At 34.2% G+C, this 25,475-nt stretch carries 21 protein-coding genes; 11 read left to right on the forward strand and 10 right to left on the reverse strand.

The features are described 5' to 3' along the window. The 3 genes from CJF12_RS10705 (at position 1) to CJF12_RS10715 (ending at position 5,367) form a co-directional block, all read left to right on the forward strand. Entirely contained in the window at positions 1–1,494 is a 1,494-nt protein-coding gene (locus CJF12_RS10705) for a complex I subunit 4 family protein (protein ID WP_034686499.1), read from the forward strand. A 121-nt stretch (positions 1,495–1,615) separates the two neighbouring features. Beyond that, positions 1,616–2,995: an NADH-quinone oxidoreductase subunit N gene (locus tag CJF12_RS10710; protein WP_034686501.1), complete on the forward strand. Its 1,380-nt coding sequence runs from the start codon at positions 1,616–1,618 to the stop codon at positions 2,993–2,995. 74 nt (positions 2,996–3,069) lie between these two features. Beyond that, positions 3,070–5,367, forward strand: a complete 2,298-nt coding sequence (locus CJF12_RS10715; RefSeq protein ID WP_034686503.1) for a hypothetical protein — start codon at positions 3,070–3,072, stop codon at positions 5,365–5,367. A 128-nt stretch (positions 5,368–5,495) separates the two neighbouring features. On the opposite strand, the gene CJF12_RS10720 is transcribed toward CJF12_RS10715, so the two are convergent. Beyond that, entirely contained in the window at positions 5,496–6,671 is a 1,176-nt protein-coding gene (locus CJF12_RS10720) for a Pycsar system effector family protein (RefSeq protein ID WP_034686506.1), read from the reverse strand. A 26-nt stretch (positions 6,672–6,697) separates the two neighbouring features. Here CJF12_RS10720 and CJF12_RS10725 point away from each other — a divergent pair, with 26 nt between their 5' ends. Beyond that, positions 6,698–10,414 carry a metallophosphoesterase gene (locus tag CJF12_RS10725; protein ID WP_034686508.1) on the forward strand — a complete coding sequence of 1,239 codons (3,717 nt, stop codon included), beginning with the start codon at positions 6,698–6,700 and terminating at the stop codon, positions 10,412–10,414. Positions 10,415–10,601: 187 nt separating this feature from the next. Here CJF12_RS10725 and CJF12_RS10730 read toward each other — a convergent pair whose 3' ends face one another. The 6 genes from CJF12_RS10730 to ruvX form a co-directional block, all read right to left on the reverse strand. After that, on the reverse strand, positions 10,602–11,603 hold the full coding sequence (locus tag CJF12_RS10730; RefSeq protein WP_034683537.1) for an IS110 family RNA-guided transposase: 1,002 nt from the start codon (positions 11,601–11,603) through the stop codon (positions 10,602–10,604). A gap of 590 nt (positions 11,604–12,193) precedes the next feature. After that, positions 12,194–13,072, reverse strand: a complete 879-nt coding sequence (locus tag CJF12_RS10735) for an NHL repeat-containing protein (RefSeq protein ID WP_034683538.1) — start codon at positions 13,070–13,072, stop codon at positions 12,194–12,196. Then, positions 13,072–13,845, reverse strand: coding sequence for a nucleoside triphosphate pyrophosphohydrolase (gene mazG / locus CJF12_RS10740; protein WP_034683594.1), 774 nt, complete (start codon positions 13,843–13,845; stop codon positions 13,072–13,074). The genes CJF12_RS10735 and mazG overlap by 1 nt, the downstream gene beginning before the upstream one ends. A 303-nt stretch (positions 13,846–14,148) precedes the next feature. After that, a complete protein-coding gene (locus tag CJF12_RS10745; protein ID WP_034683539.1) occupies positions 14,149–14,709 on the reverse strand; it encodes a DUF5606 family protein in 561 nt (186 codons plus the stop codon). A gap of 75 nt (positions 14,710–14,784) precedes the next feature. Beyond that, on the reverse strand, positions 14,785–15,357 hold the full coding sequence (gene def, locus CJF12_RS10750) for a peptide deformylase (protein ID WP_034683541.1): 573 nt from the start codon (positions 15,355–15,357) through the stop codon (positions 14,785–14,787). Then, positions 15,354–15,770, reverse strand: coding sequence for a Holliday junction resolvase RuvX (gene ruvX / locus CJF12_RS10755; protein ID WP_034683542.1), 417 nt, complete (start codon positions 15,768–15,770; stop codon positions 15,354–15,356). The genes def and ruvX overlap by 4 nt, the downstream gene beginning before the upstream one ends. A 114-nt stretch (positions 15,771–15,884) precedes the next feature. Here ruvX and CJF12_RS10760 point away from each other — a divergent pair, with 114 nt between their 5' ends. The 3 genes from CJF12_RS10760 to CJF12_RS10770 all read left to right on the forward strand — a co-directional run bounded on the left by CJF12_RS10760 (position 15,885) and on the right by CJF12_RS10770 (position 19,118). Beyond that, the gene (locus CJF12_RS10760; RefSeq protein WP_034683596.1) at positions 15,885–16,364 is read left to right on the forward strand and encodes a SixA phosphatase family protein; all 480 of its coding nucleotides are present in this window, start codon (positions 15,885–15,887) and stop codon (positions 16,362–16,364) included. 251 nt (positions 16,365–16,615) lie between these two features. Beyond that, complete coding sequence (locus CJF12_RS10765) at positions 16,616–17,668, forward strand: T9SS type A sorting domain-containing protein (protein ID WP_034683544.1); 1,053 nt, start codon at positions 16,616–16,618, stop codon at positions 17,666–17,668. A gap of 112 nt (positions 17,669–17,780) precedes the next feature. Then, the gene (locus CJF12_RS10770) at positions 17,781–19,118 is read left to right on the forward strand and encodes an IS1182 family transposase (protein ID WP_095591141.1); all 1,338 of its coding nucleotides are present in this window, start codon (positions 17,781–17,783) and stop codon (positions 19,116–19,118) included. A 177-nt stretch (positions 19,119–19,295) separates the two neighbouring features. Here CJF12_RS10770 and CJF12_RS10775 read toward each other — a convergent pair whose 3' ends face one another. Beyond that, positions 19,296–20,840, reverse strand: coding sequence for a serine hydrolase (locus tag CJF12_RS10775; protein ID WP_034686763.1), 1,545 nt, complete (start codon positions 20,838–20,840; stop codon positions 19,296–19,298). Between the two features lie 126 nt (positions 20,841–20,966). Here CJF12_RS10775 and CJF12_RS10780 point away from each other — a divergent pair, with 126 nt between their 5' ends. From CJF12_RS10780 to CJF12_RS10795, 4 genes are all read left to right on the forward strand, one after another. Next, on the forward strand, positions 20,967–21,461 hold the full coding sequence (locus CJF12_RS10780; protein WP_034686760.1) for a metallophosphoesterase family protein: 495 nt from the start codon (positions 20,967–20,969) through the stop codon (positions 21,459–21,461). Between the two features lie 7 nt (positions 21,462–21,468). Next, positions 21,469–21,963, forward strand: coding sequence for a Smr/MutS family protein (locus CJF12_RS10785; RefSeq protein ID WP_034686758.1), 495 nt, complete (start codon positions 21,469–21,471; stop codon positions 21,961–21,963). A gap of 18 nt (positions 21,964–21,981) precedes the next feature. After that, entirely contained in the window at positions 21,982–22,698 is a 717-nt protein-coding gene (locus CJF12_RS10790) for a DUF3822 family protein (RefSeq protein WP_034686756.1), read from the forward strand. Between the two features lie 74 nt (positions 22,699–22,772). Further along, positions 22,773–23,351, forward strand: coding sequence for an RsmD family RNA methyltransferase (locus CJF12_RS10795; protein WP_034686753.1), 579 nt, complete (start codon positions 22,773–22,775; stop codon positions 23,349–23,351). A gap of 62 nt (positions 23,352–23,413) precedes the next feature. On the opposite strand, the gene murI is transcribed toward CJF12_RS10795, so the two are convergent. Then, on the reverse strand, positions 23,414–24,244 hold the full coding sequence (gene murI, locus CJF12_RS10800) for a glutamate racemase (protein ID WP_034686751.1): 831 nt from the start codon (positions 24,242–24,244) through the stop codon (positions 23,414–23,416). A 60-nt stretch (positions 24,245–24,304) separates the two neighbouring features. Beyond that, positions 24,305–25,429, reverse strand: coding sequence for a radical SAM family heme chaperone HemW (gene hemW, locus CJF12_RS10805; protein ID WP_084675677.1), 1,125 nt, complete (start codon positions 25,427–25,429; stop codon positions 24,305–24,307). Between the last annotated feature and the right edge of the window lie 46 nt (positions 25,430–25,475).

The raw sequence follows: 25,475 nt of genomic DNA on the forward strand, positions 1-25,475 counted from the left end.
ATGTCTTGTTTATTATTAACATTATTACTTTTACCTCTAGTAGGTTCGGGACTAGTTTTTGCCTGGAAAAATAAATCCAGCAAATATTTGGCGCTAGGAATTGCATTGATACAAATGCTTCTTACATTTTATATACTATCGGATTTCGATTTTACTCCGACGGTAGATAGTGTATTGCAGCATGAAATCAATTATCCTTGGTCACAATTTATCAAGAGCTCTCTGCATTTCGGAATTGACGGAATGAGCATGCTGCTTTTGTTATTGACCAATATCTTAACGCCTCTAATTATTTTATCTTCGTTCAACGAAAATGTGAGCTACAGAAATTCTTTCTATGGTCTTATCCTGCTGATGCAGTTTGGGCTTGTAGGAGTTTTCACTGCTCTAGACGGTTTACTGTTCTACATTTTCTGGGAGGTAACTCTTATTCCAATCTGGTTCATTGCCGGGCTTTGGGGTCAGGAAAATAAAAGATTTGAATTTACGACGAAGTTCTTCGTATATACATTTGTAGGATCGTTATTCATGTTAGCAGGATTGATTTACGTTTACAATCACTCTGCATCATTTGCTTTAACCGATCTATACAATGCTTCGCTTAATGAAACTCAGCAAACGGTAGTATTCTGGTTTATATTCTTTGCATTTGCAGTGAAGTTACCGATATTCCCTTTTCATACATGGCAGCCGGATACCTATACCTACTCTCCCACCCAGGGATCGATGTTGTTATCAGGGATCATGTTGAAAATGGCCGTGTATGGAGTTCTCCGTTACTTATTACCTATCACTCCGATTCCTATTATGGGAATCTCAGGACAAATCGTAATTATCCTGGCTATTGTGGGTATTCTTCACGGGGCATTGATCGCTATCATCCAGAATGATATGAAGAGAATCATTGCTTATTCTTCTTTCTCTCACGTTGGATTGATGATCGCAGGTATTTTTGCTTCAGCTGTTTTAACCCTGAGAGGAACATTTACTGTTGAAGGAGCTGAGGGTGCTTTGGTACAAACTTTTGCTCACGGTATTAACGTAGTTGGTTTGTTCTATTGTGCTGACATTCTTTATAAGAGATTTAAATCAAGAGATATCAGACAAATGGGAGGTTTAGCGAAAGTAGCTCCTAAGTTTGCCGTATTATTCCTTCTTATCTTGTTAGGTTCAATGGGTGTTCCATTAACTAACGGATTTATCGGAGAATTTATGTTGATTAAATCTGTTTTTGATTTCAATGTTTTAGCGGCTATAATTGCAGGTTTAACTATTATCCTTTCTGCAGTATACTTATTGAGATTCTACGGAAAAGCAATGTTTGGAAAAGGAAATGAAGCCGTATTAAGTACAGCAAAAGATCTATCAGGTGTAGAGTTTTCTGTACTGGCAAGTTTAGCGGTTTTTGTGATTTTACTAGGTATTTTCCCACAGCCGGTAATTGACATGGTGAGTAGTTCGGTGAAGTTTATCTATGCATCTTTGATTAATTAAAAGATTGAAAGATTCAAAAATTTAAAGATTAAGTAAATAATTTAAAAAATTAAGAGAGTATGAAATTGAGAAGTCAGTGTTTTTACCTTAAGTCTCAAATCTCGAATCTCGAATCTATATTATGAGTGTTTTAATTATTGTTTTCCTAACTGCAGTTGCTGCGTTGTTTTCAGGAGTTTTCGAACAAGGGAAATTCGCAAGATACATTGGGATTTTGGGGTTAATCATCGCATTATATGTGAGCTTCATGCCTGAATGTTCATTCTTCGACCACTATAAAAATATGTATGAGTATGGCCCTAATACTGCCCTATTCACTAAAATTTCAATTGTAACGACTTTATTGTTGTTCTTCCTTGGAGGTTTTGCATTCAGTAACCACAGAAGCCATCAGTCGGAATTATATGCATTGATGCTATTTGCTCTTTGTGGAGGGATTGTTCTTTTCGGATACCAAAATTTGGTTACCTTATTCTTAGGTATCGAAATTTTATCTATTCCTTTATATGTAATGGCCGGAGCCAACAAAACTGATTTGAAATCAAATGAAGCTTCAATCAAGTATTTCCTGATGGGTGCATTTGCAACAGGTTTCCTGTTGTTTGGTATCGCATTTATTTATGGAAGCACCGGAAGTTTCGATTTATATAAAATTCATGATTTTGGAACGGCTAATCCTAAAGATGTCATGTTCATCTTGGGCGTTATCCTTATGTTGTGTGCTTTGGCATTTAAGGTAGCTTTAGCTCCTTTCCATATGTGGAGCCCGGATGTATATTATGGTTCTCCGTCACTGATCACTGCTTTTATGGCAAGTGTTGTAAAAATTTCAGGATTCTTTGCATTCTTCAGATTGATGACCATTGCCTTTACGGGAGTAACTCATGAATGGATTAATGTTTTAGGAGTATTCCTGATCATTACTTTACTTCTAGCCAATGTAATGGGTCTTGCACAGACCAATGCGAAGAGAATGCTGGCGTACTCATCAGTATCTCATGCAGGATATATCGGTTTGGTTTTCTTTGGAATGACTAATCTGTCTACCTATAACCTTGCATTTTATCTATTTGCCTATTCGCTATCTACAGTAGGAGTATTTATGTGCCTGATCTGGGTAGAGAAATTAAAAAGAGAAACTTCTTTCGGAGCGTTCAAAGGGTTGGCTAAATCTGAACCTTTATTGGCTACTGTGGCAGCTATCTCGATGCTTTCAATGGCAGGGGTTCCACTAACAGCTGGTTTTATGGGTAAATTTGCCTTATTCTCCCAAGCAATGAATGGTGCCGCTTTCTTAGTTTTAGTAGCGGTTCTGGGGTCTGCAATTTCAATTGCTTACTACCTTAGATTAATCATTGCCATGTTTTTCTTTAAAGAAACAACATTTAAAACTTCAGAAAAAGTAACACTTACTTATAATATTGTTGCGGTATGTATTATTGCCTCAATCATTATTTTAGGAGTATTTCCAGATATGTTTGCAAGACAGTTTGGCTTATAACAATTAATATAAATATAAAGAAGCACAACACAAAGTTGTGCTTTTTTTATAACTTTACTTTATAATTTTCAGTTTTGGCAAATCTTTATAAAAAAGACGCTCCATTTCAGGTTTACATATCATTCAAAAAATATTTGGATGTCCTTGAGCATATCCGATATAATGACCGGTTAGAATATCGGGTAAACTATGCTGAATCTCTTATTGATAAAACAAAAAATTTTCAGGAACTGAGAGATGGCTTTCAGGATTTTTCATTATTAGAAAAGTACGAAGACCTCATCAGACTTCTATTGGCTGATTTATTTCCAACCGGATTAACCACCAATGAAATAAAAGCAGCAAGCATTCCTCTTTCCAACATTACGTTTAATTATACTGAGAGATTTAAAAATATCCTTAAAGATGCAGGAAAGGATTTTGAAATACAACTCAGAAATATTGACGATAATGAATATTATGTATTCTGCTGCTGTGTGATCATTCAAAGGTACTTTAAAAGAGATATCAAGAGTACACTCCCATTATATTATGATATCCCGAATAAGCAGGGAATCATGAAACATTATAAAATCACCATTAATGCAGATTTCTTAGATATTTACCCTACGGAAAAAGCTAAGATTCCATCTGATGATGTGATCGATATGTTGCTGGAAAATTTAGATGATTTCAGACTGTGGAAAAAATATTTCCCTTCGGAATCATGGGTTTTAAATGGTTTTACCATCATTTCTTTAATAGACTGTACAACAGAAGTTGCCTTGTCTGATTTGAAATCAAGTATGATCAGAATAGACCCGGAAAACCTGACTCCTGATGAAAATCTTGTTGAAATTTTTAAATCCTATTTTGATGTTGCTGAGCTTAATTTTGGATTAATGCTTTTTAACAATAAAGATCAGAGATTGGAAAAAGTTCCGATTTATGAAAACCTATTTACCAATCATATCCTTGATTTCTGGATCAACACTTTTGATGAAGAAACAAGAAAAATTACCTTCAGTAATCTCAATAACAATTCTAAGGCAATCGTTGTTTCCAATGTTGACCATCTTGATCAGGAAATAAAAAATCAGCCCTCTTTTAGTATTTTAAAAGAAAATGGTATCAAAAGCTTTATGGTCATTCCCATCATGAAAGATAATGAGCTGTTAGCTATTATGGAGTTTACCTCTCCTATTCGAAACAGCCTGAATGGATTAAAGCTTAAAAAGCTTGAGTTCTTCACGGATATCATTCTCTTTTCCCTCAATCGGTTTAGCTTTGAAAAAAACTATCAGATTGAAGCTATTATCCAGCGGGAATATACTTCCATCCATAATAGTGTGGTATGGAAGTTCAGAAATGAAGCGGAAAAGTATTTTAATGCATCCTTATCAAAAAAGATGTATAGCTTAAAGGAAATTTCCTTTAAGAACCTTACTCCCCTATTTGGATTCTCAGACATCCGGTCTTCTTCCGATAAGCGTTTTAACCTGATGTTGGAAGACCTCAACCAGCAGATCGACTGCCTGCATGACATTTTCTCTATCATCAATTCAGACTCAGAAAAATATTTACTCGCTTTAGATATTTTTGAAAATGAATTTAATAATGAAATAAAAGCAGATACTGAACAACGCTTTCAAAGATTATTGAGAGAAGATATTCACCCTTACCTTCAGGGGAAACTAGAAGTCGGAACTACAGAAATAAAAGCGAAGATTGCAGACTATTTTTCAAAAATTTTCACTCAAAACGATTTGTTTTATAGCAGCAGAAAAAGCTTGGATGATTCCATAACTTTAGTCAACAGAAAACTCGCCGATATACTTGATGAAAGACAGATTAAGGCGCAACAAATCTTTCCTCATTACTACGAAAGGTTTAAATCGGACGGTATAGAACATAATTTATATATAGGGCATAATATTGCTCCGGACCTTCCTTATTCTTCAAAAGTAGTTCATGAGTTGAGATACTGGCAGTTGAAAACAATTTGCAAAATGGAACAGGAATTTCAGAGCTTCAAAAAAGACCTTCCTATTCCTTTGGATATTGCTTCGCTGATTTTTGTATATAACGAGAAAATAGATATCCGTTTCAGAATGGATGAAAAGCGTTTTGATGTAGATGGTGCTTACAATTCTTATTATGAGATTATCAAAAAGAGACTGGACAAAGCCCATGTTAAAAATTCAACCGAAAGAATTACCTGCCCGGGAAAAATTACGATAGTCTATTTCGGAATGGAAAACCAGAAAGAATACCTTCAGTACATTCATAGACTTCAGAAAAAAGAAATTCTGCAGTCTGATATTGAATTTCTTAAAGTGGAAGACCTGCAAGGAATTACCGGTTTACTGGCATTTAGGGTTACTCTGGTTTAGATAGTTGATAGTTGATAGTTGATAGTTGAAAATTATGAACCATCTGTCGTATATGATAATCTTTTATCTTTTATCTTTTATCTTTTATCTTTTATCTTTTATCTTTTATCTTTTTATTATTAAATCATTTATAGACTAAGAAATGCGTAGGCAAAAGAGAGTACAGAAACAATAATACCTACCATAAAAATCTTATAGGTTATTGATAAAAGCTTATATTTTCTATCCAGTACTTTTCCCAGATAATATAAATCTTTTACCATAGAATCATAAATATAATCTCTGTCTTTTATCAGATCACGCATCGCATTATGGTAATCATCAAATATCATCTGATGAAAGTTTCCAAAGAACAGAAGATTTACCTTTCTGTCAGCCACATCCTGATTAGTGAATCTTGTTTTAGTCACATTAGGCTTGGTTGAGAGTATGGCAAAAATAATAGTCATTACACTTGACAACAACAAAATAAAACTCGGAATAATAAGATGTGAGTTTTTAGGAGCATCCAGTTTCGGTACCAGAACAGAAAGACATACGGAAATAATTATAGCATTTACTGAAAGTAAGATGTTTGCTTTACTATCTGCAATATCACTCAGTCGGGTATGATTATTCAAAGTTATTCTGAATAAAGTATCAACGCTTCTGTCCGATTTAGGCTCCTTTTTATTCTCTTTGTCTTTACTTTCGGAACTCTCTTTTTTATCCTCTTCTTTCTCCAACTTCTTCTCGATTTTCTTAATATTCTTTTTCTTTAATGGTTCCCAATTTTCCTTGGCATAATCGGTATAATAATGATGTTTGTTCTTGAGCATATCTATATTTCCGGCATTCCATTCATCATTGGAAAAACATTTTACGTTCGTAAGTTCCCATTCTTTTCTCAGTGCATCAGAGATATCATTATAATCGTGGCTGGCAAAATGACTACAGTCTGCATCTTTAACTATTTTTTCCAATAAATTCTGAGGCTCATAAGTAATTTTTGTGGCTAAAATCAGCTTTGAAACATCTTCAATATAATTTTCAGGATAGTTTTCATTTGTTAGAAAATTTTTCAAAATCTCAACTCCTTTCTCTTCATGATTCTGAGCGCAATCAATATAGCCTGTATCATGAAACCAAAGAGCCAATAAAACTTTTTCCTGATCTTCTTTAGAGACAGAAGTATGCTTCATAATTTCCTCGGCTTTATTGACCGTATAGGTAGTATGAATAAAATTATGGTAGAAATATACAGAAGATAACTTATCTTTGAATAAGATCTCGACATAATTTTTAGCTTTGTATAAAATATCCATTCCTGAATTTTTGTTAATGTAAATTTATGAATTTATCCGTTAAAACGCTTCTAAAAAAAATTTCTATTCCATTTAGATTATTGCTGGTATCAGGACTACTTTATTCTTGTGCTACCTATAACGTAAAAAAAGGTAAAAACTTACAGGAAGTAAAAAATTCTGATATAAAATCTGAAAACGACTTTAAAATTTTCTTAGTTGGAGATGCCGGAAATGCGGATGAAATTCAATCGCAGCATACCTTAAACTTTCTTAAAAATAAACTAGATTCCGCTGATCAAAACTCAATGCTGATTTTTCTCGGAGATAATATTTATCCCTTAGGAATGCCTAAAGAGGGTGATAAAGATTATGCTCTGGCCAGGCAAAAAATGGAAAACCAGCTGGTCATTACAAAAAATTTCAAGGGAAAAACATTAGTGATACCTGGAAACCATGATTGGTATCACGGACTGGAGGGGTTAAAAGCCCAAGAAGAATTTGTAAAAAATTACCTGAACGATAAAAAATCTTTTTTACCCAAAAATGCCTGCCCTATTGATGACATCAGCCTTACCAAAGATATTAAATTAATTGTCATTGACAGTGAATGGGCCTTGGTTAACTGGGACCGCTATCCGGGGATCAATAAAAACTGCACCATCAAGACACGCGAAGATTTCTTTGATGAGTTTAAAGATTTAATCACTAAAAACCAGGATAAAAGAGTTATTGTTGCGCTCCATCATCCAGTGATCAGTACGGGAACGCACGCAGGTTACAACTCTGCCAAATCACATCTTTTCCCGCTAAGAAGTACCATTCCGGCACCCGGAGTAGCTACCGCTCTTAACTTGTTGAGAAATACTTCAGGAGCTAGTATAGAGGATATTAACAATCAACATTATGCAGATCTGGCCAACAGATTGAAAAGTATCGTTCAGGATAAAGATAACGTCATTTTTGTTTCCGGTCACGATCATAACTTACAATATCATGTAGAAAGAAACATCAGGCAAATCGTAAGCGGAGCAGGATCTAAAACAGATCCGGCAACAATTGCCGAGAAAACTGACTTCTCCTATGGAGGCAGTGGTTTTGCGGTACTCAACATCAGAAAAGATGAGAGTGCAGATGTTGAATATTTTTCTACCAAAGGAAATCAATTTAAAAAACTGGCCCATATCAGTGTTATTCCTAAAACGACTGACTTGGCCAATAGCTTCTCTAATTCTTTTCCAAGCACGATCACATCGACTGTTTACCCTGAGGAGTTAACGGAAAAAAGAAAATTTTACAGATGGCTCTGGGGCGATCATTACAGAAAATATTACGGAATACCAATCGAGGCCAAAACAGCCAATATTTCTGAACTTGATGGTGGTTATACCCCTTTCAGAGAAGGTGGCGGAAATCAATCTAATAGCTTAAGATTAAAAGCCAAAAACGGTCAGGAATTCGTCATGAGAGGTGTTAAAAAAAGTGCAGTCCGTTTTCTGAATAAAATGGCTTTTAACAAAAGTATTTTGGGAGAAGAATTAAATAATACATTCCCTGATAAATTTCTTCTGGACTTTTATACAACCAGCCATCCTTTTACTCCATTTTCGGTAGGAAATCTCGCTGATAAGGTACATATCTTCCATAGCAATCCAAGATTATACTATATTCCAAGACAGCAGGCATTAGGAGCTTACAACGAAAATTATGGTGATGAAATGTATATGATTGAAGAACGTTTTTCTGCTGATCCGGCAACATTACAATCACTTGATAATGCCAGTGATATTGTATCCACAGAAGATGTTCTGAAAAATTTCACCAAAAACTATAAATACTCAGTCGATAAAGAATCTTATATCAGAGCAAGAGTTTTTGATATGCTGATCGGAGACTGGGACAGGCATTCCGATCAATGGAAATGGGCAGAGTACAAGGATGGAGATCATACCATCTACAAGCCTATTCCAAGAGACCGGGATCAGGCTTTCAGTAAATATGATGGATTTGCTTTTAAAGTGATCATGAATATTCCGGCAATCCGCCATATGAAAACCTTTAAAGAAGATATTAAAAATGTAAAATGGCTTAATATGGAACCTTATCCATTAGACTTAGTATTCTTAAAAGGAGCAACACAGGAAGAATGGATTGCCCAGGCAAAATATATTCAGGAAAACCTGACAGATACAGACATTAATGAAGCTTTCAATAACTTACCTAAAGAGGTAAAGGATGAAACCATTGCAGATATTCAAAGAAAGTTGAAAATCAGAAAACAAAAGCTTCAGGATTATGCAGCCCGTTATTATGATGTTTTACAGGAAAAAGTTCCTATTGCAGGTACTGTAAATCCCGATAAATTTGTCATTACAAAAAATGGCAATACCGTTAACGTAAAGCAATATAAGCTGGATAAGAAAAAAGAAAATCCTGAACTCGTTTTTGAGAAGACTTACGATGACACCAAAACAAAAGAACTTTGGATCTATGGTCTTGAAGATGATGATATTTATGAAGTATCCGGAGATGGAAAACCTAAAATGAATATCAGACTGATCGGAGGCTATAATCACGATGTTTATAATGTAGCCAATGGAAGCAAGGTAAAGATCTACGATTTTAAATCTCAAAAGAATACCTATAACGCTGATACTGCTACCAAAAATATCTCCGACGATTACGATATCAATTCCTATAATTATAAGCATCCTAAATATAATTTCTTCGCAGGATACCCGAATGTGGACTTCAATCCTGATGACGGTTTAATTATTGGAGTTCTGGCCAACTATACAGTCAATAATTTTATCCGAGATCCTTATACTCAGAAACACAGCCTAAAGGCTAATTTTTATACTGCTACTGCAGGATTTAGTCTGGCGTATCAGGGGATATTTAAAAAGGCGATTTCAGGATGGGATTTTAACCTAGATGCATCTTACACCACTCCCCGCTTTGCTGAAAACTTCTTTGGATTATCGAATGAAAGCGAGTATGACAAGCCACATACTGAACGAAAGTATAACAGGGCTAGAATTTCAAAATTCAATTTTGCTCCTTCCATCTCTAAAAAGAGCTGGCTTAATTTGGAGCACCGATTCCAACTGACCTTTGAAGATAATAAAGTACAGAGAAACGGTGACCGTTTTGTAGACCTGTCTCCGGATGTAAACCCTCAAGTGTTCAACAGCCAGCAGTTTGCAGGAGCCAATTATACATTCAGCTATAAAAACTTAGATAATAACGCTTTCCCTACCTTAGGAATGATATTTATTTTAAATGCAGACTGGAAAACCAATCTTTCCGATTTCAACAGAAACTTCCTAAGTTTAAGCGGAACTTTAACTGTAGATCATAGAATCGACAAAAGCGGAAAATTTGTATTTGCCAATTCCAGCAATACAAGATGGATCAATAATAACAATTTTGAATTCTACCAGGCAGCAAGTATTGGTGGGAACAACGGCTTAAGAGCTTTTAGAAATGATCGTTTTTCCGGAAAGTCTTATTTTACTAATAATTCTGAAGTCCGTTGGGACTTTGGAAGAGTGAGAAATAATATTGTTCCGGCTAATATGGGCGTTTTAATTGGTTACGATATCGGACGTGTTTGGAATGACAATGAAAATTCTAAAAAATGGCATCAGGCTGCAGGAATCGGTTTCTGGATGAGTGTCGTTGAAATGTTTTCCGCTAGATTAAACTATTTCTATGGTTCCGATGGAGGAAGGGTTTCAGCAGGAGTAGGAATGAATTTCTAAGAATATTATTACACAAAAATAAAACCACAAAAGTCACAAAAGTCTTAAACACTTGAGATATTGAAGTTCAATAGATGTTGTATATAAAGAACACAGAAGTTTATAAAAATCTCCGATTTTTATAATCTGCGTAATCAGCAAAATCTGCGAGAAAACCAACATTAACATCTGTGTTAATCTGAGTATTCTAAGACATATGCAAATTATATCTTGTTAAATTTACAAAAGGTTCTTCCCTTTTTACGACAGCAAATATTCTATATACAATTTTACAGCATACAGCATTGATAATAGAATTATGTGCTTTTCCCTGTTGTTTTTTTCTTTGGTAATAAGATTTTAATTCTTCATCATAAATTACGGCAGAATTAGCACCATTAAAAAGAATCGTTTTAATTCTTTTATTTCTAAGTTTACTTGTTTTAGTTTTGCCTTGAACACTTGTTCCTGATGTATGCTCAAAAGGAGCAATCCCTGCATAACAGTTGAATTTCCTTGGGTTTTGAAAACTTGTAAAATTATTCGTTAATACAATCATATAAGCTGCTGTGAGGAATCCAACCCCTTTCACTTTGGTTATTTTTTCAAAGTTTCGGTTGAGGTGTTGTTGATTATGGATTTCCTGTTTTATTTTTTCTTCAACTAATGCTATATTTTTATCCAGTTGCTGTATATGGCCCATAATATCATTAATTTCAAAACTTACATCAGCTATTTTATTGATCTGATAAAAAGCTTTTATCTCATTCTTGAACTGTGTTCTTACCTTTATCAAATGATTTCTGTAGGTAAGAAGATTTTTTATCTTAAGCAGTTCTTTACTGGGAAGGAGATAAGGTTTAAGTTCTTTGCAATATGTTTTTGCATACTTGGCAATCCTCCAGGCATCAACTCGATCATTCTTTCCTCTTTGTATTCCCTGACTTAATTTTATTTCGAGAGCCGGGACCTGATAATAGCTTATTTCTTGGCTTTCCAATATCCTGGCAAGGAGCAGCCCATAATTTCCTGTATTTTCAAAGCAATACCACAATTGAGCATTCTCTGGGATGTTTCTTGAAATCATACTTTCAATTCCTGATAGAGTATTTTCAACTTTAAAAAAAATGTCTTTCTCTTCAGAATCACTCATGATACAAACATCCAAGGTATCTTTGGAAATATCAATTCCTATAAAATAACTTTTCATAACTTTGGATTTAGGATTTATCCTGAATGAACCATTTTGAATAATGCTAAAACCTTTAATAAGCCTTAATGCTTAACATTCTAAATGGCAGATATTCAAAAGAGAAAATAAAGTCTGATACTCAGAATAGTTCTGTTCTGGAAATCTGTTTAGTTCACTTTATTTTCTCTGGTTCTTCAGAATATAATTATTATCTAATTTAATACTAATTCATTGTGTAAATCTAAAGGCAATCTGTGGGAAAAAATAAAACCATAAAAGTCACAAAAATTTTAAACACTTGAGATATTAAAGTTTAATACATCCTGCATAAGAAGTACACAAAAGTTTATAAAAAAATCTTTGATTTTTTTATAAACTGCGTAATCTGCGAGATAAAAATATTCCCTCACAGGTTTTATAGATTACATAATATTGGCAATAATGAAGCTCAGGAAATATCTATATATGGATAGCGAGCTTAGATTCTTCCAAAAATTAAAAGTTCGACGAAGTCAATGACAAATAGGATGAAAAGTCAATGAAATAAATTGCCTCATTGCAGTAAAAAATGTCACATACATTAAAGCAGAGCCTATATTGGTTACAATTTAAAAAGAAAATTGATATACTTTTCCACCTGTTGCTTTATCCTTTTCGTCTGCAATTAATAATGTTCTATCGTTTAGAAAGACAACAGATTCTTTCTGTGAATTATGATTTAATGGAACTTTTTCAATTTTAGCTGTACTGAAGTCATCAGAGGTAAATCCGGTAAGAAGATGAATATTCTTATGACTCAATAAGACAATCTGATCCTGTTTGCTGTTAATGGCTGCAGAGGTAATAGCTGCATCGCTATACTTTCCATTAAGTTTTAGCCTTCCAATAAGCTTAGCTTCAAAATCTCCTTCTGCATTAGGAACTTTGAAAACAAGAAAAGTCCCGTCAAATCCTTTGCTTCTGTTTTTAGTAAAAAGATAAAAACTCCCATTCATTTCTATGAACGCTTCACAGTCGTATAACCAGTTTGACTTTTTTGGTGGGAATTCCGTTTGTCCTTCGTAACGAAATTTTGTGGTTTGAATTACCTGTGTAGTTTTTTGAGATGTGTCCTTTAGATCAAGTTTTAAAATAGCAAGATTCTGCCTGTCATTATCATTATTTCCAAAATCACCAATGTAAATATTTCCTTTTGTATCCTTAGTAATCTCTTCCCAATCGTTATTTTCACCATTCTCAACAAGAACATCTGCTATCAGATTTCCTTGTCTGTCTAATCCGTACACCACATTTTTATTCCCCTGGTCTTCTATTGCCCAGATGGTCTTCTGGTCATCAGACAAGGCAATCCCCGAGATTTCTTTTAATTTTTTAGGTAATGAAAATTCCACTTTTAAAGTATCCTCTTTAGGTTGCTCACTTTGTGTTTTCGGATTGCATCCAACTAACAAAAGAGAAGTTATTGCGCAGACTATATACATTTTCATTAATTTTTATTTAATAGTTTAGCCTCATCCCAAAGAAGATCCATCTCTTCTAAAGACATATTCTCTAATTTTAAATTTCTCTCTAGAGCCATTTCTTCCATCTTTTGAAATCTGGAAATAAACTTCAGATTGGTTCGCTCCAGAGCAGAATCAGGGTTGATATTAGAAATCCGGGCGTAATTGATTAATGAGAAAAACACATCACCCAGTTCCTGTTCTTTTTTTACCAAATCAGTTTCTGCATGGAATTCCGCCAATTCCTCATCTACTTTTTTCCAGGCATCTTCAGCGTCATGGAATTCAAAACCAATTCCCTTTACTTTATCCTGAATTCTATAAGCTTTTACCATACTAGGTAGGCTTTTAGGAACTCCTCCTAAAATCGATGTATTACCTTCTTTTAATTTTAGTTTTTCCCAATTCTTTTTTACTTCTTCTTCATCTTTAACTTCTGTATCCCCGTAAATATGGGGATGACGGAAGATAAGCTTTTCGTTCAAAGAATTAATAACATCTGCGATATCGAAACTACCCTTCTCCGAACCTATTTTAGAATAAAAAACCAAATGAAGCAAAACATCCCCCAGTTCCTTTTTTATTTCCTGCAAATCTTCCTGAAGGATCGCATCAGAAAGTTCGTAGGTTTCTTCAAGTGTCAAGTGACGGAGCGATTGTAAAGTCTGTTTCTGATCCCATGGACACTTTTCACGTAAGTCATCCATAATATCCAATAATCGGCTGAAAGCTTCTAGTTTTTCTTGTTTAGTATTCATAAGTAAATGAGAATTCAAACTCATACAAATGTAAGGGTTATTTTAACTTGGGTGCAAAACTTCGGATGAAAAGTTGAGGAGTTAGAAGTTAGAAGTTAGAAGTTAGAAGTTAGAAGTTAGAAGTTAGAAGTTAGAAGTTAGAAGTTAGAAGTTAGAAGCAAAATTACAGATTATGTATATCTATCAATTTATTCTTTATTCTTTATTCTTTATTCTTTATTCTTTACCCTCTTCAAATAACCGCACAAAAAAGCCTTGTCGAGAAAACGCTCAACAAGGCTGTATTTTAAATTCAAAAATGAATTATCCTTTTTTAGTATGGGTACTTTTCGGAGCTGCTTTAGCTGCTGAAGTAGCTTTTACTTTCGGAGCTGCTGGCTTTTCAGCTTTTGGAGCCGCTTTTTTAGGAGCTGCCTTTTCAGCCAATTCTACTTCTGGGTTTGCCGGATCCAATGTTTCAGGTTCTGCCTTCACAAAGCTTTCAGGAGTAATATATCCTGCCTTATGTAAGATGTTATACCACTGTGCTAATTTCTTGATATCTGAACTGTATACTCTTTCAGTATCATAATTAGGAAGGGAAGCTCCCATGAATTCCTTTAACTCAGCGTCTGAAGATTTATGAGAAATTGTTTCCTTATAATCATGGTTTTTAGCAACATTTTCAAAAACTTCAAATAAAGGAACTTCCTTATCAAATGTAAACATCGCAATATTATCCAACAAACTCACCTGGCTTGAATTTCCAATACTTACTTTCTTCTTTGTAGTTACATCTTCAATAATAAATCCGTTTCTTAATTGAGAAACTAATTTATAAAGCCCTGGTTTTCCAGCAATTGAAATTATTTTTTCTAACAACATAATTTTATTTTTTTAATTTTTAGTAATCGGCCTGGACCTTTTACTGCGTATTATTTTTATTTTACTTATTTAACTCTATTTCGGAAATCTCATCTTATAATTGATGCTTACATCACCTTGAGATATTTTTGACAGCTTACCTTTCACCAATTTCTTTTTCAAAGCACTGAGATGATCAGTAAATAACGTTCCTTCAATATGATCATATTCATGCTGAATTACGCGGGCTCTAATATCGGAAAAAGTTTCTTTATGCTTCACAAAATTTTCGTCATAATACTCAATCAAAATTGTGCTTTTTCTCTTCACATCCTCCCTTACGTCAGGAATCGAAAGACAACCTTCATTAAACTTCCATTCTTCTCCGGATTCTTCAAGAATTTGAGCATTGATAAAAACCTTTTTAAAATTTCTCAGCTCATCCTGGATATCCTCGTAATCTTCATCTTCAGCCAACGGAGTTACATCGATAACAAACAAACGAATATCAAGACCAATCTGCGGAGCAGCAAGGCCAATTCCGTTCGCACTGTTCATAGTTTCGAACATATTATCTATAAGTTCTTCTAAATCGGGATAATTTTTGTCTATATCTTTGCCTACTTTTCTTAAAATAGGATCCCCAAAGGCTCTTATTGGTAGAATCATCTTGTTCTTTGTTCTAAAAAATTCTGCAATATAATAGTTGCACTTACTTTATCTATTAATCCCTTTTCCTGTCTCTTTTTTTTATTCTTCCCACTTTGGGATATAAAAAAGGAAGCCATTTTGGAAGTGAATCTCTCATCAAAACGGTGAACGGGAATGGTTGGAAATTCTTTTTTAAATTCTTCTATGAATTTTAAAATATCAGTTTCCACTTCGGAAATATTTCCTTTTAAATCTACAGGAAGCCCGACCACTACATCATCAACCTTATTTTCACTGGTATATTTTTTCAAAAAAATCAATAAAAATTTTGTTTCAACAGTGTCCAGACCACTTGCAATAATCTGCATATCATCTGTTGCAGCGATACCACAACGCGCCTTTCCGTAGTCTATTGCAAGGATTTGTCCCATAGGTTTGCAAATTTAGTAAATTTTAATGATTTTATTCATAACGTAGTTTTTTTTATAAATGATGTTTCATTCCATATTTTTTTTTATAATTTTAATCTTCCAAAAAACGAAATTATGAAGAAACTCATTCTAGTGAGACATGCAAAGAGCGACTGGCCGGAGGAAACAGAAGATTTTGACAGACCTTTGGCAGACAAGGGATTGGAAGACGCTATGAACATGTCCAGATTCTTAAAAACCAATAATATTGCAATTGATTATCTGGTATCCAGTCCGGCGGTTCGGGCATTGAATACATGCAAGATTTTCAATCAAACTTATCAGTTGAATTTTATGACTGATGAGAAGCTTTATAATCCATCGGAACGAAATTTTGAATCTGTAATTTACAACCTGAATGACGACCACAGCTCAGTAGCTTTCTTCTCACATAATAACGGAATCTCTAATTTTGCGAATTCTATTTCCGAAGATATTTTTCATTTTCCAACCTGCGGAGTAGCCGGGTTTGAGATAGACTGCAATTCGTGGTCTGAATTTGATGGAGCCAGCAAAAAGCTTCTGTTCTTTTATGAACCTAATAAAATTAAGTAGTATTCATAAAATAACTATTGCATAGTTTTTCTTCCTTTTCTTCTTTTTATATTAAAAGAGGAAACATTTCTATTTTAGCACCTTTGCATCATTTTGTCATCAACCTTTCCAACCATCACCTGGAAAACTCAGTTTTTAAATTAAATAAAATTGATTTTTAACGGGAAAATATCATGTTTCTCTTCTTGTCATTGTTTTTAGAATAAAATACTTTTGTATTATATATATAATTATTCTAAATAAAAATAACAATGAAGAAACAATTTTACTTCTTATTTTTTTTGCTTGTATTAGCAGGAAACACAGTGAATTCACAGACAACTGCCAACCTCTTTATAGGAAATTTAAACGCTCCTAACCCTATGATCATAGATGGCAATGAAATGTATATTGGCATTTACTATCTCGACAAAGTTATCAAAGTCAGTATTGATAATCCTACCGCACCACCTGTTGACGTGGTAACAGGGGTAAGCAGGCCTTATGGACTGGCATTAAAAGATCATATATTATATATTTCAGAATATGGCGCGGATCGAATTTCCAAGATCAATCTTAATGTTCCAAATCCAGCTCCTGAACTTGTTATCAATAATGTAAGCAGTCCTCTTGGTCTTGAGTTTGTTGGAAATGAATTATATATAGCTGCTAATACGGCTAACAAAATTCAAAAAATAGATATCAGCCAACCAGCACCCCAATTGATAGATGTATGCCCCGCAATACTTCCGTTTGAAATTGAAATTATTGGCAATTCACTTTATTTCACAGAGCGAATGGATGGCAGAGTCTCAATGGTTAAATTAAATGATACCGCGCCACCTACTGTGGTTGTACAAGGATTAAGCTATCCATCAGGTCTCACTTCTTACGGTAAAGAACTATTTATTAGTGAGGCAGGGGCTGCCAAAATTTCAAAATTCAATATTACTGAATCTAATCCTACAGTATCAGATGCCGTTATTTCTAGTGAATTCAATTATCCTTCAGGATTAGCTACAAAAAACAGCACTCTGTTTATTACTGACCTTTTTGCAGGTTCACTGTTAAAAGCAGATTTAACATCATTATCTGTTTCTGATTTAAACCTTAAGAATACAACATCATCCATATATCCTAATCCTGCAAAAGATGAGTTAACAATAATAAATCCGTCATCCAAAGATTATAAGATATTTGATATGGTTGGAAACCTGATTCTTTCGGGAAAAATGGAAAGAAATAGAATCGATATAAGCCAGCTTGTAAAAGGCGCTTATATCATTCAGTCCGGAGACCTGATTAAAAAATTCATCAAAGAATAAAACTTTCAATAGATCATCAATAAAAAGAGGCTGTCTCAAAAGAGATAGCCTTTTTTATGCAAAAAGGAAAGCTTTCGCTTTCCTAATAGTTGCAAATTGATTAATTTGCATTGTGTTAAGTACGTCAAAAGTAGTCTTTAAAGATTACACCCCCAAAGAAAATCTGCTTTTTCCTCCCAATTTATCGGAGTTGATTGATGAGCGACATCCTGTGAAAATTGTTTCAAACATTATTGATGGCTTGGATATCAAAAGCTTAATTAAAACCTACAAACCTGGCGGAACATCTTGCTACCACCCGAAAATGCTTTTGAAAGTTTTGATTTATGGCTATTTAAGCAATATCTATTCAAGCCGCAAAATGGAGCAGGCCTTGAAAGAAAACATCCATTTTATGTGGCTCTCTGCAATGAGCCGTCCCGATCATAACACCTTAAACAGGTTCCGTAGTGAACGATTGAAAGGTGAGATTAAAGCTATTTTCACACAAATTGTTCTTCTTTTGGAAAAGGAAGGTTTGGTAAGTCTGAAAACCACTTTTGTAGATGGCACCAAGATAGAAGCCAATGCCAATCGCTATACTTTTGTTTGGGGAAGAGCTGTCAAAAAACACAAAGAAAGGATTGCAGAGCAATTAGAAGAGCTTTGGAACTATGCAGAAACAGTTGCCAAAGACGAGCTTGAAAATACAGAAAGTATTGATTTTAAAGAAGTAGATTCTGAAAAAGTAACTCAAACCATCGAAAAGATCAATGAAGTTTTGAAAGATAAAAAAGTAGCTTCAAAAGTTCGTCAGAAACTGAATTATGCTAAGAAAAACTGGGCAGATAATTTAGAGAAATATAAAAAACAGCAAGAATTATTAGAAGATAGAAATTCCTATTCCAAAACCGATACAGACGCTACTTTTATGCGAATGAAGGAGGATCATATGCGAAACGGACAACTAAAACCCGCTTACAATCTACAAATTTCTACCCATAGACAATTCATTTTACATTATTCAATTCATCCCAACCCAACAGACACCAAAACATTAGCGACTCATTTACTGGGTTTTGAAGAAAGCTATCATAAAGCTCCCAAAGAGCTTGTTGCTGATGCTGGTTATGGCTCAGAAGAAAATTACAACTTGTTAAAATCTAAGAAAATAAAAGCTTATGTTAAATATAATTACTTCAGAAAAGATCAGAAATCGGGACAAATAACCACTTCACAAAACAATCCTAAATTGGCAAAAATCAGAGAAAAGGTTTTCAAACTTCTTAATACCAGCAAGGGCATCAAACTCAGAAAACAAAGATGCCATGATATTGAACCTGTTTTTGCAGAGCTCAAACACAACAAAAATTTTAAACGATTCATGCTTCGGGGAAAAAATAAAGTCGAGGTAGAAATCGGCATACTCGCAATTGCCCACAATCTAAAGAAAATGTCAAAAGCAGCCTAAAACAGACTGCTTTTTTGACTTATATCTTCTTTTTTCCAAGATATTTTTTTTATTCAAAATATCGAAATCTTTTTTCAATGAAATACTAAAAAGAGACTGTCCTTTTGAGACAGCCTCTTTTTTTATTTAACATGCTAGTATTTAATTCAGAGACACAAACTCTATGTTTTAGATTTGTTATTTTCTTTGCAAATCCAGATCATCAAAATCGAAACTAAAATCTGTAACATCGGAAATAGGTTTTAATCTGGCTGATTCCGCTTTACCATTTTCGTCATAATTAAAAATAATATAAGCATCTGCATCATAGCTTCTGTCATCCCATTTAATGATGAAGCTATTATTGGAATAAGGTAATAATTCACCTTTCAACCTCGGTGAATTTTTACATGAAATTCTATAGCTATTTCCTTGCTGAGCAATTTCAACATCACCAAACCAGACATCATTATATGTCCCTACAAACTGCTCTGCTTTAGGCTGTAGGTTTTTATCTTTTTTAAACGAATCAGATTTGGCAAATGCTTCTTTCTTTTGCTTCTCATATTCAGCGTTCATTTTAGCCATCCTGTCTCCATAAGTTTTCAGCCAGTTTCTATCTGAAACTCCCAAATAAGAGTCTTTTACAGTATTGGTAACCGTATTAAAAGCCGCTCCTGACTGTTGGTTGGTCAATACAACAATACCCAATTTCAAATCCGGAATTAAGGTAAACTGAGTCACAGTCCCGATCAGGCCACCCGTATGCTGAATTTGCTTATGTCCTTTAACATCACTTAAAAACCATCCCATTCCGTATCCGTAGAAGCTCGTATCATATGGATTTTTCATAGCTACTCCACTAGGAATCTGCAAACTCCAAAGTTGTTGGACTTGTTTATCTGAAACTAATTTCTTCCCATCTTTTGTTGTAAAATTATTCAGAAGACATTCTGCCCAGGTAGTCATATCTTTGATATTACTCATAATACCTCCAGCCGCATTTCCCGTTTCATTCCAGTCATGAGGGACTGCTATTACTTTTCCGTCTGCCGGCGCGTGGGCATCAATTTTATTATTGATAGATTTAGCCCTGTTATAGCTTCCGAAACTCGCAGTCATTCCTACAGGCTTCATGATTCTTTGTTCAACAAACTCTGCCCAGCTTAATCCTGAAATACGGTGAATCACCTCACCCGCAACGATAAACATAATATTATTGTAATCTAAAGTAGTTCTGAAAGGATTTTCAGGCTTCAGATATCTGACATTATGAACGATGTCATTGACCGTTAAACTACCTCCTTCAGGAAAAAACATTAAGTCTCCCTGTCCCAGACCTAATCCGGCTCTATGAGTAACCAAGTCTTTTATTGTAACATTTTTTGAAACGTAAGAATCATACATCTGGAATTCCGGAATGTATTTTGAAACTTTATCGTCCCAGTTCAGCTTACCTTCATCAGCTAAAATAGCCAGCGCGGTACAGGTAAAGCCTTTGGAATTGGAAGCAATACCTACTAAAGTATTTTCATCCATGGGCTGTTTCGTCGTTAAAGAACGTACACCAAATCCTTTTGAGTAAATTAATTTTCCGTCTTTGATAATCCCTACAGACATTCCCGGAACTTCAAAAGTTTTTATGGTATTCTGGATTAATTCATCAAGCTTTTTTTCTTCAACCTGAGCACTGAATAAGCCGACTGTGAATAGAAAAATGAGAAAAGAAAGTTTCTGGTTCATTATTTTTTAAATTTTCTCAAAGTTAATCAATTCGACATTTATTAAGTAAATTTGAACTTTAAATTAAAAACAGGATCACTAATCCGGAATTTAGTAAATTACTATTTATATAATCGAACAAAAAAAATGACAAAAGTCCTTCTCCTTTCAGACTCTCACTCCTATATTGATGATCGGATTTTAGAATATGCCAGACAGGCAGATGAAATTTGGCATTGTGGTGACTTTGGAAGTTTTGAAATTATCGAACAACTAGAAAAAATCAAGCCGCTAAAAGGAGTCTATGGAAATATTGACAATGCGAAAATCCGTTCTGAGTTTCCTGAAGTAAATCGTTTTTTCTGCGAAAACCTGGAAGTTTTAATGATCCATATCGGTGGTTACCCCGGGAAGTATACACCTTTGGCCAAAAAAGAAATTACAGAAAAGGCGCCAAAATTATTTATATCAGGGCATTCCCATATTTTAAAAGCCATGTTTGAATCTAAAAATAACCTGCTCCACCTTAATCCAGGTGCTTGTGGAAAACAGGGATGGCACAAAACGAGAACGATGATGCGCTTTGTAGTAGATCATGACGAAGTAAAAGATCTTGAGATCATTGAATTAGGACCGAAATAAAGAAAGAATGAAAATCGGTGATAACGTTTCTGTAGTAGACGAAGATTTAAGCGGAGTAATCACTTCCGTAAATGGAAATATAGTCGTATTAAAAGATGAATACGGTTTTACCCATCAATACCCCAAAGAAAAGCTGGTGCCTAAAAACTCCTCTTTGTATGAAAATATCAAAGTGGTGAAAAAAGCAGAACCCCAAAAAACGATTTCGAAAAAACATCAGAAAAATGCTCTGATCTTAGATTTACATTTCCATAACCTGGTTAAAAACCCCAATGATTATGATGGCTTTGAAAGACTTTTTATTCAAAAGGAAAAGCTCCTGGAAGTGATTGCCTTTTGCAGAAAAAACCATATCAAAAGACTTGAAATTGTTCATGGAATTGGAGATGGTGTTTTACAGAGAATGGTTTTTGACGTTTTGGAAAGTCAAACACAGCTTGATTTTTATAATAAGGAAATACTTCACCATCAATCAGGTGCGGTAATGGTAGAATTTCACTAAATTTGCATCAATTGAATTATGAACGTACTTAATTTACTTTTTACCAAAGATGGATTAATCTACCAGATTGCGAGAAATAAAAGCATTTTGGAAGAAAAATCTTATTTCGTTACTGAAGAGTCTCCAAAAGATTTCATTGCTGACAAATTGGAGGAAGTTTTAATCAAGCAAAGATTTGATGAAATATCTGTTATCTCTGCTCTCAATCACTTTACATTGATGCCGGAAGGATTTTCGGATCATGAGGCCGGATATGACCTGATTGCATTCAATGCACCCGTTGATAAGGAAAATGAAGAGCTGATGCTTTCTCTTAATAAGAAATTCAGAGCACAGTTTTATTACACATTTCCCAAAGATTTCTACAAAAAAATAAAAGAGCTGGCAGTTCCCGTTCATTTCAATTTTTCAGGAGAAAAGTTTCTGAATTCAATTAACAACAAAAACAATAAAGAAATTCACATTAACCTTTATCACAATCAGTGTGAGTTTTTTGCTATTGACAATAAAAAGCTTATCCTATATAATAATCTTGATGTCAATTCGGAAGTTGACTTTCTGTATTTCATTATGTTTACCCTGAGTAAAATTGGTTTTGGAATTAATGAAACCTATTTTTATGCATATGGAGAAACAACCGAAAATGAGACCTTCATCTCTGAATTGCAAAAGTTCGTTAAGAACCTGAAAATTGTATTCGATAATATTCCTAATAAGAATTTCATATTAAATTAGGTCGCAGGTTGCAGAAGATAGGTTTTCGTTCCTGAAACTGCTACCCATTACCTACAATCTAACACCTAAACAACATGTATAGAATCATCGCAGGCAAATGGAAAGCCAAAAAAATAGCTGCTCCCAGAAACTTTGACGTAAGGCCAACAACAGACTTTGCAAAGGAAGCTCTGTTTAGTATTTTGGAAAATAAATACGATATGCAATCAATTTCAGTACTGGATCTTTTTGCAGGTATCGGCTCTATTTCCCTGGAATTTGCTTCAAGAGGATGCAAGGATGTAACATCTGTAGAAATGAACCCTAAACATACAGGATTTATTAATTCTACAGCTGCAGAACTGGACATGACTGTGCAAATTAATGTACAAAGAGGTGATGTCACAGACTGGTTAAAAAAATTCAGAAATAAAAAGTCCTTCGAAATTGTTTTTTCCGATGCCCCTTTTGAGACGGAGGAAAAAAAATATTACGAGATCATTTCTCTGGTACTGAACAATAAATATCTGAAAGAAAACGGAGTTCTGATTGTAGAGCACCAGAGTCGTCTAAAGTTTGATCATCCTAATCTGATCGATACCAGAAAATACGGAAATGTCAGTTTCAGTTTTTTTGAACCTAATAAAGAGGAAACCAACAATCAGGAAATTTAATTCTTGTATGAATTGGAGTATATAAAAAAAAAGCTGTTTCAAATTTTGAAACAGCTTTTTTTTTATAATACTTTTAGCTCGAGATCGATACTTTTCCCAAAAAACTTCTTAGATATCTTCTCAAAGTTTTTGGTAAGATCCGACAGATAAAAATGATAGTTGGGTTTTGCATTCTGATCATTCAATAGATTATATTTATCCAGAATAATCTTCAAATGATTAGCAACAATATTAGGGGAATCAATAACACGTACACGGTTTCCATAGTACTGCTTAATCTCATCAATCAATAGTGGATAATGCGTACATCCCAGAATTAATGTTTCAATATTTTTTAATTTACTATTGCTTAAATAATTGTAAATAATAGCATGGGTAATAGGATGATTTTTAAATCCTTCTTCAATAGCAGGTACCAATAAAGGCGTGGCCAATTCATCTACTTTAATCCATTTGTTATGTTTTCGGATGCTCTTTTTATACAACCCTGAATTAACAGTGGCTTTAGTAGCAATCACGCCTACATTATTATGAATTTCATATGACACTTTTTCAGCTACAGGATTAATAACATCAATCACCGGCACTTTTCCGGCAACCGACTGCATTACCTCATTCAAAGCATTCGCCGTAGCCGTATTACAGGCAATAACAATAGCTTTACAATTTTGCTCCAGCAAAAAATTAGTAATTTTTGTAGAATACTCAATAATAGCCTCCCGTGATTTCTCACCGTAAGGAAGATGCTTGGTATCTCCAAAATAGATGAGATCTTCATTAGGAAGAAGTCTTTTTATTTCTTTAGCGACCGTTAAACCTCCCACTCCACTATCAAAAATTCCGATAGGCTGTTTGGGTGAAAGATGAGAATAGTCTTGTTTCTTCGTTTTCAAATGAGTTGAAATTTTATACAAAATTAATGAATTTTATGAGTATTTCACCAAGACTTTATATCAAATCAAGAACAAATCTGAAGCAATCCCGTCTGCCATAAACCAATGTTTTTCAGGAATTTTTAAATGATTATTTTCAACGATTAAAATACCCTCTGATATTTTCTGTTGAATTTCATTTTGAGATTTTTGTAAAAACTCTTCCGGGAACTTGCTGTTTAAACTCCCCAGATCTACGCCCCACATTGTCCTCAAACCGATCATCATCATTTCATTAAACTGGTCTTCCTGGGAAAGGATTTCCGATTCCTTAGCCAATAGGTTTGAATTCAATTTTTTAATGTATTGCTGATTATTAGCAACATTCCAGCTCCTTACATCATATCCGTTATAAGAATGAGCAGAGGGACCGATTCCTAAATATTCTTTGTACTTCCAATACGAAGAATTATGTCTGGAATAAAAGCCTGGTTTTGCAAAATTAGAAACCTCATAGTGATCAAATCCGTGATCTTTTAAAAAGTCTGAAAGATAATAGAACTCTTTGTTTTGTTCTTCTTCCTTGGGATTGGCAACTTTCCCTTTCAAAATCCAGTCATTTAAGGCAGTTTTAGGCTCTACCGTCAATGCATATGAAGAAATATGAGGAACTTCCAGAGCTATGGTCTTATTTAAATTTTCTTTCCAGATCTCCAGGTTAGAGGTCGGGGAACCATAAATCAAATCAATACTTAAATTTTCAAATCCAAAATCCTGTGCCCTTTTAATAGAACCTTCGGCTTCTGATGCATTATGAGCACGATTCATTAGTTTAAGATCTTCATCAAAAAAGCTCTGCGTCCCAATTGACAAGCGATTAACAGGCGATTTGGACAAGTCTTTAAGAAAGTCCTTATCTAAATCATCCGGATTCGCCTCCAGTGTAATTTCTATATCTTTTTCAAAACTAAAATATTTCAAAACCTCATCGACTAAGGAGTTGATTTCATCACCTGAAAGAATAGAAGGAGTCCCACCTCCAAAGTAAAGAGACTGAAGAGTTTTATTCTGCAGTTCATCTTTTCTCAGAAAGATCTCTTTCTTCATAGCAGAAAGCATTTCATCTTTAGATTGCAAAGATGTGGAGAAATGAAAATTACAATAACTGCATTTCTGTTTGCAGAAAGGAATGTGAATATAAATCATAAAAAAAGCTCTGAAAAAATCAGAGCTCAAATTTATTTAAATTAAA

This window comes from Chryseobacterium piperi, from assembly GCF_002285635.2.
GTDB lineage: Bacteria > Bacteroidota > Bacteroidia > Flavobacteriales > Weeksellaceae > Chryseobacterium > Chryseobacterium piperi.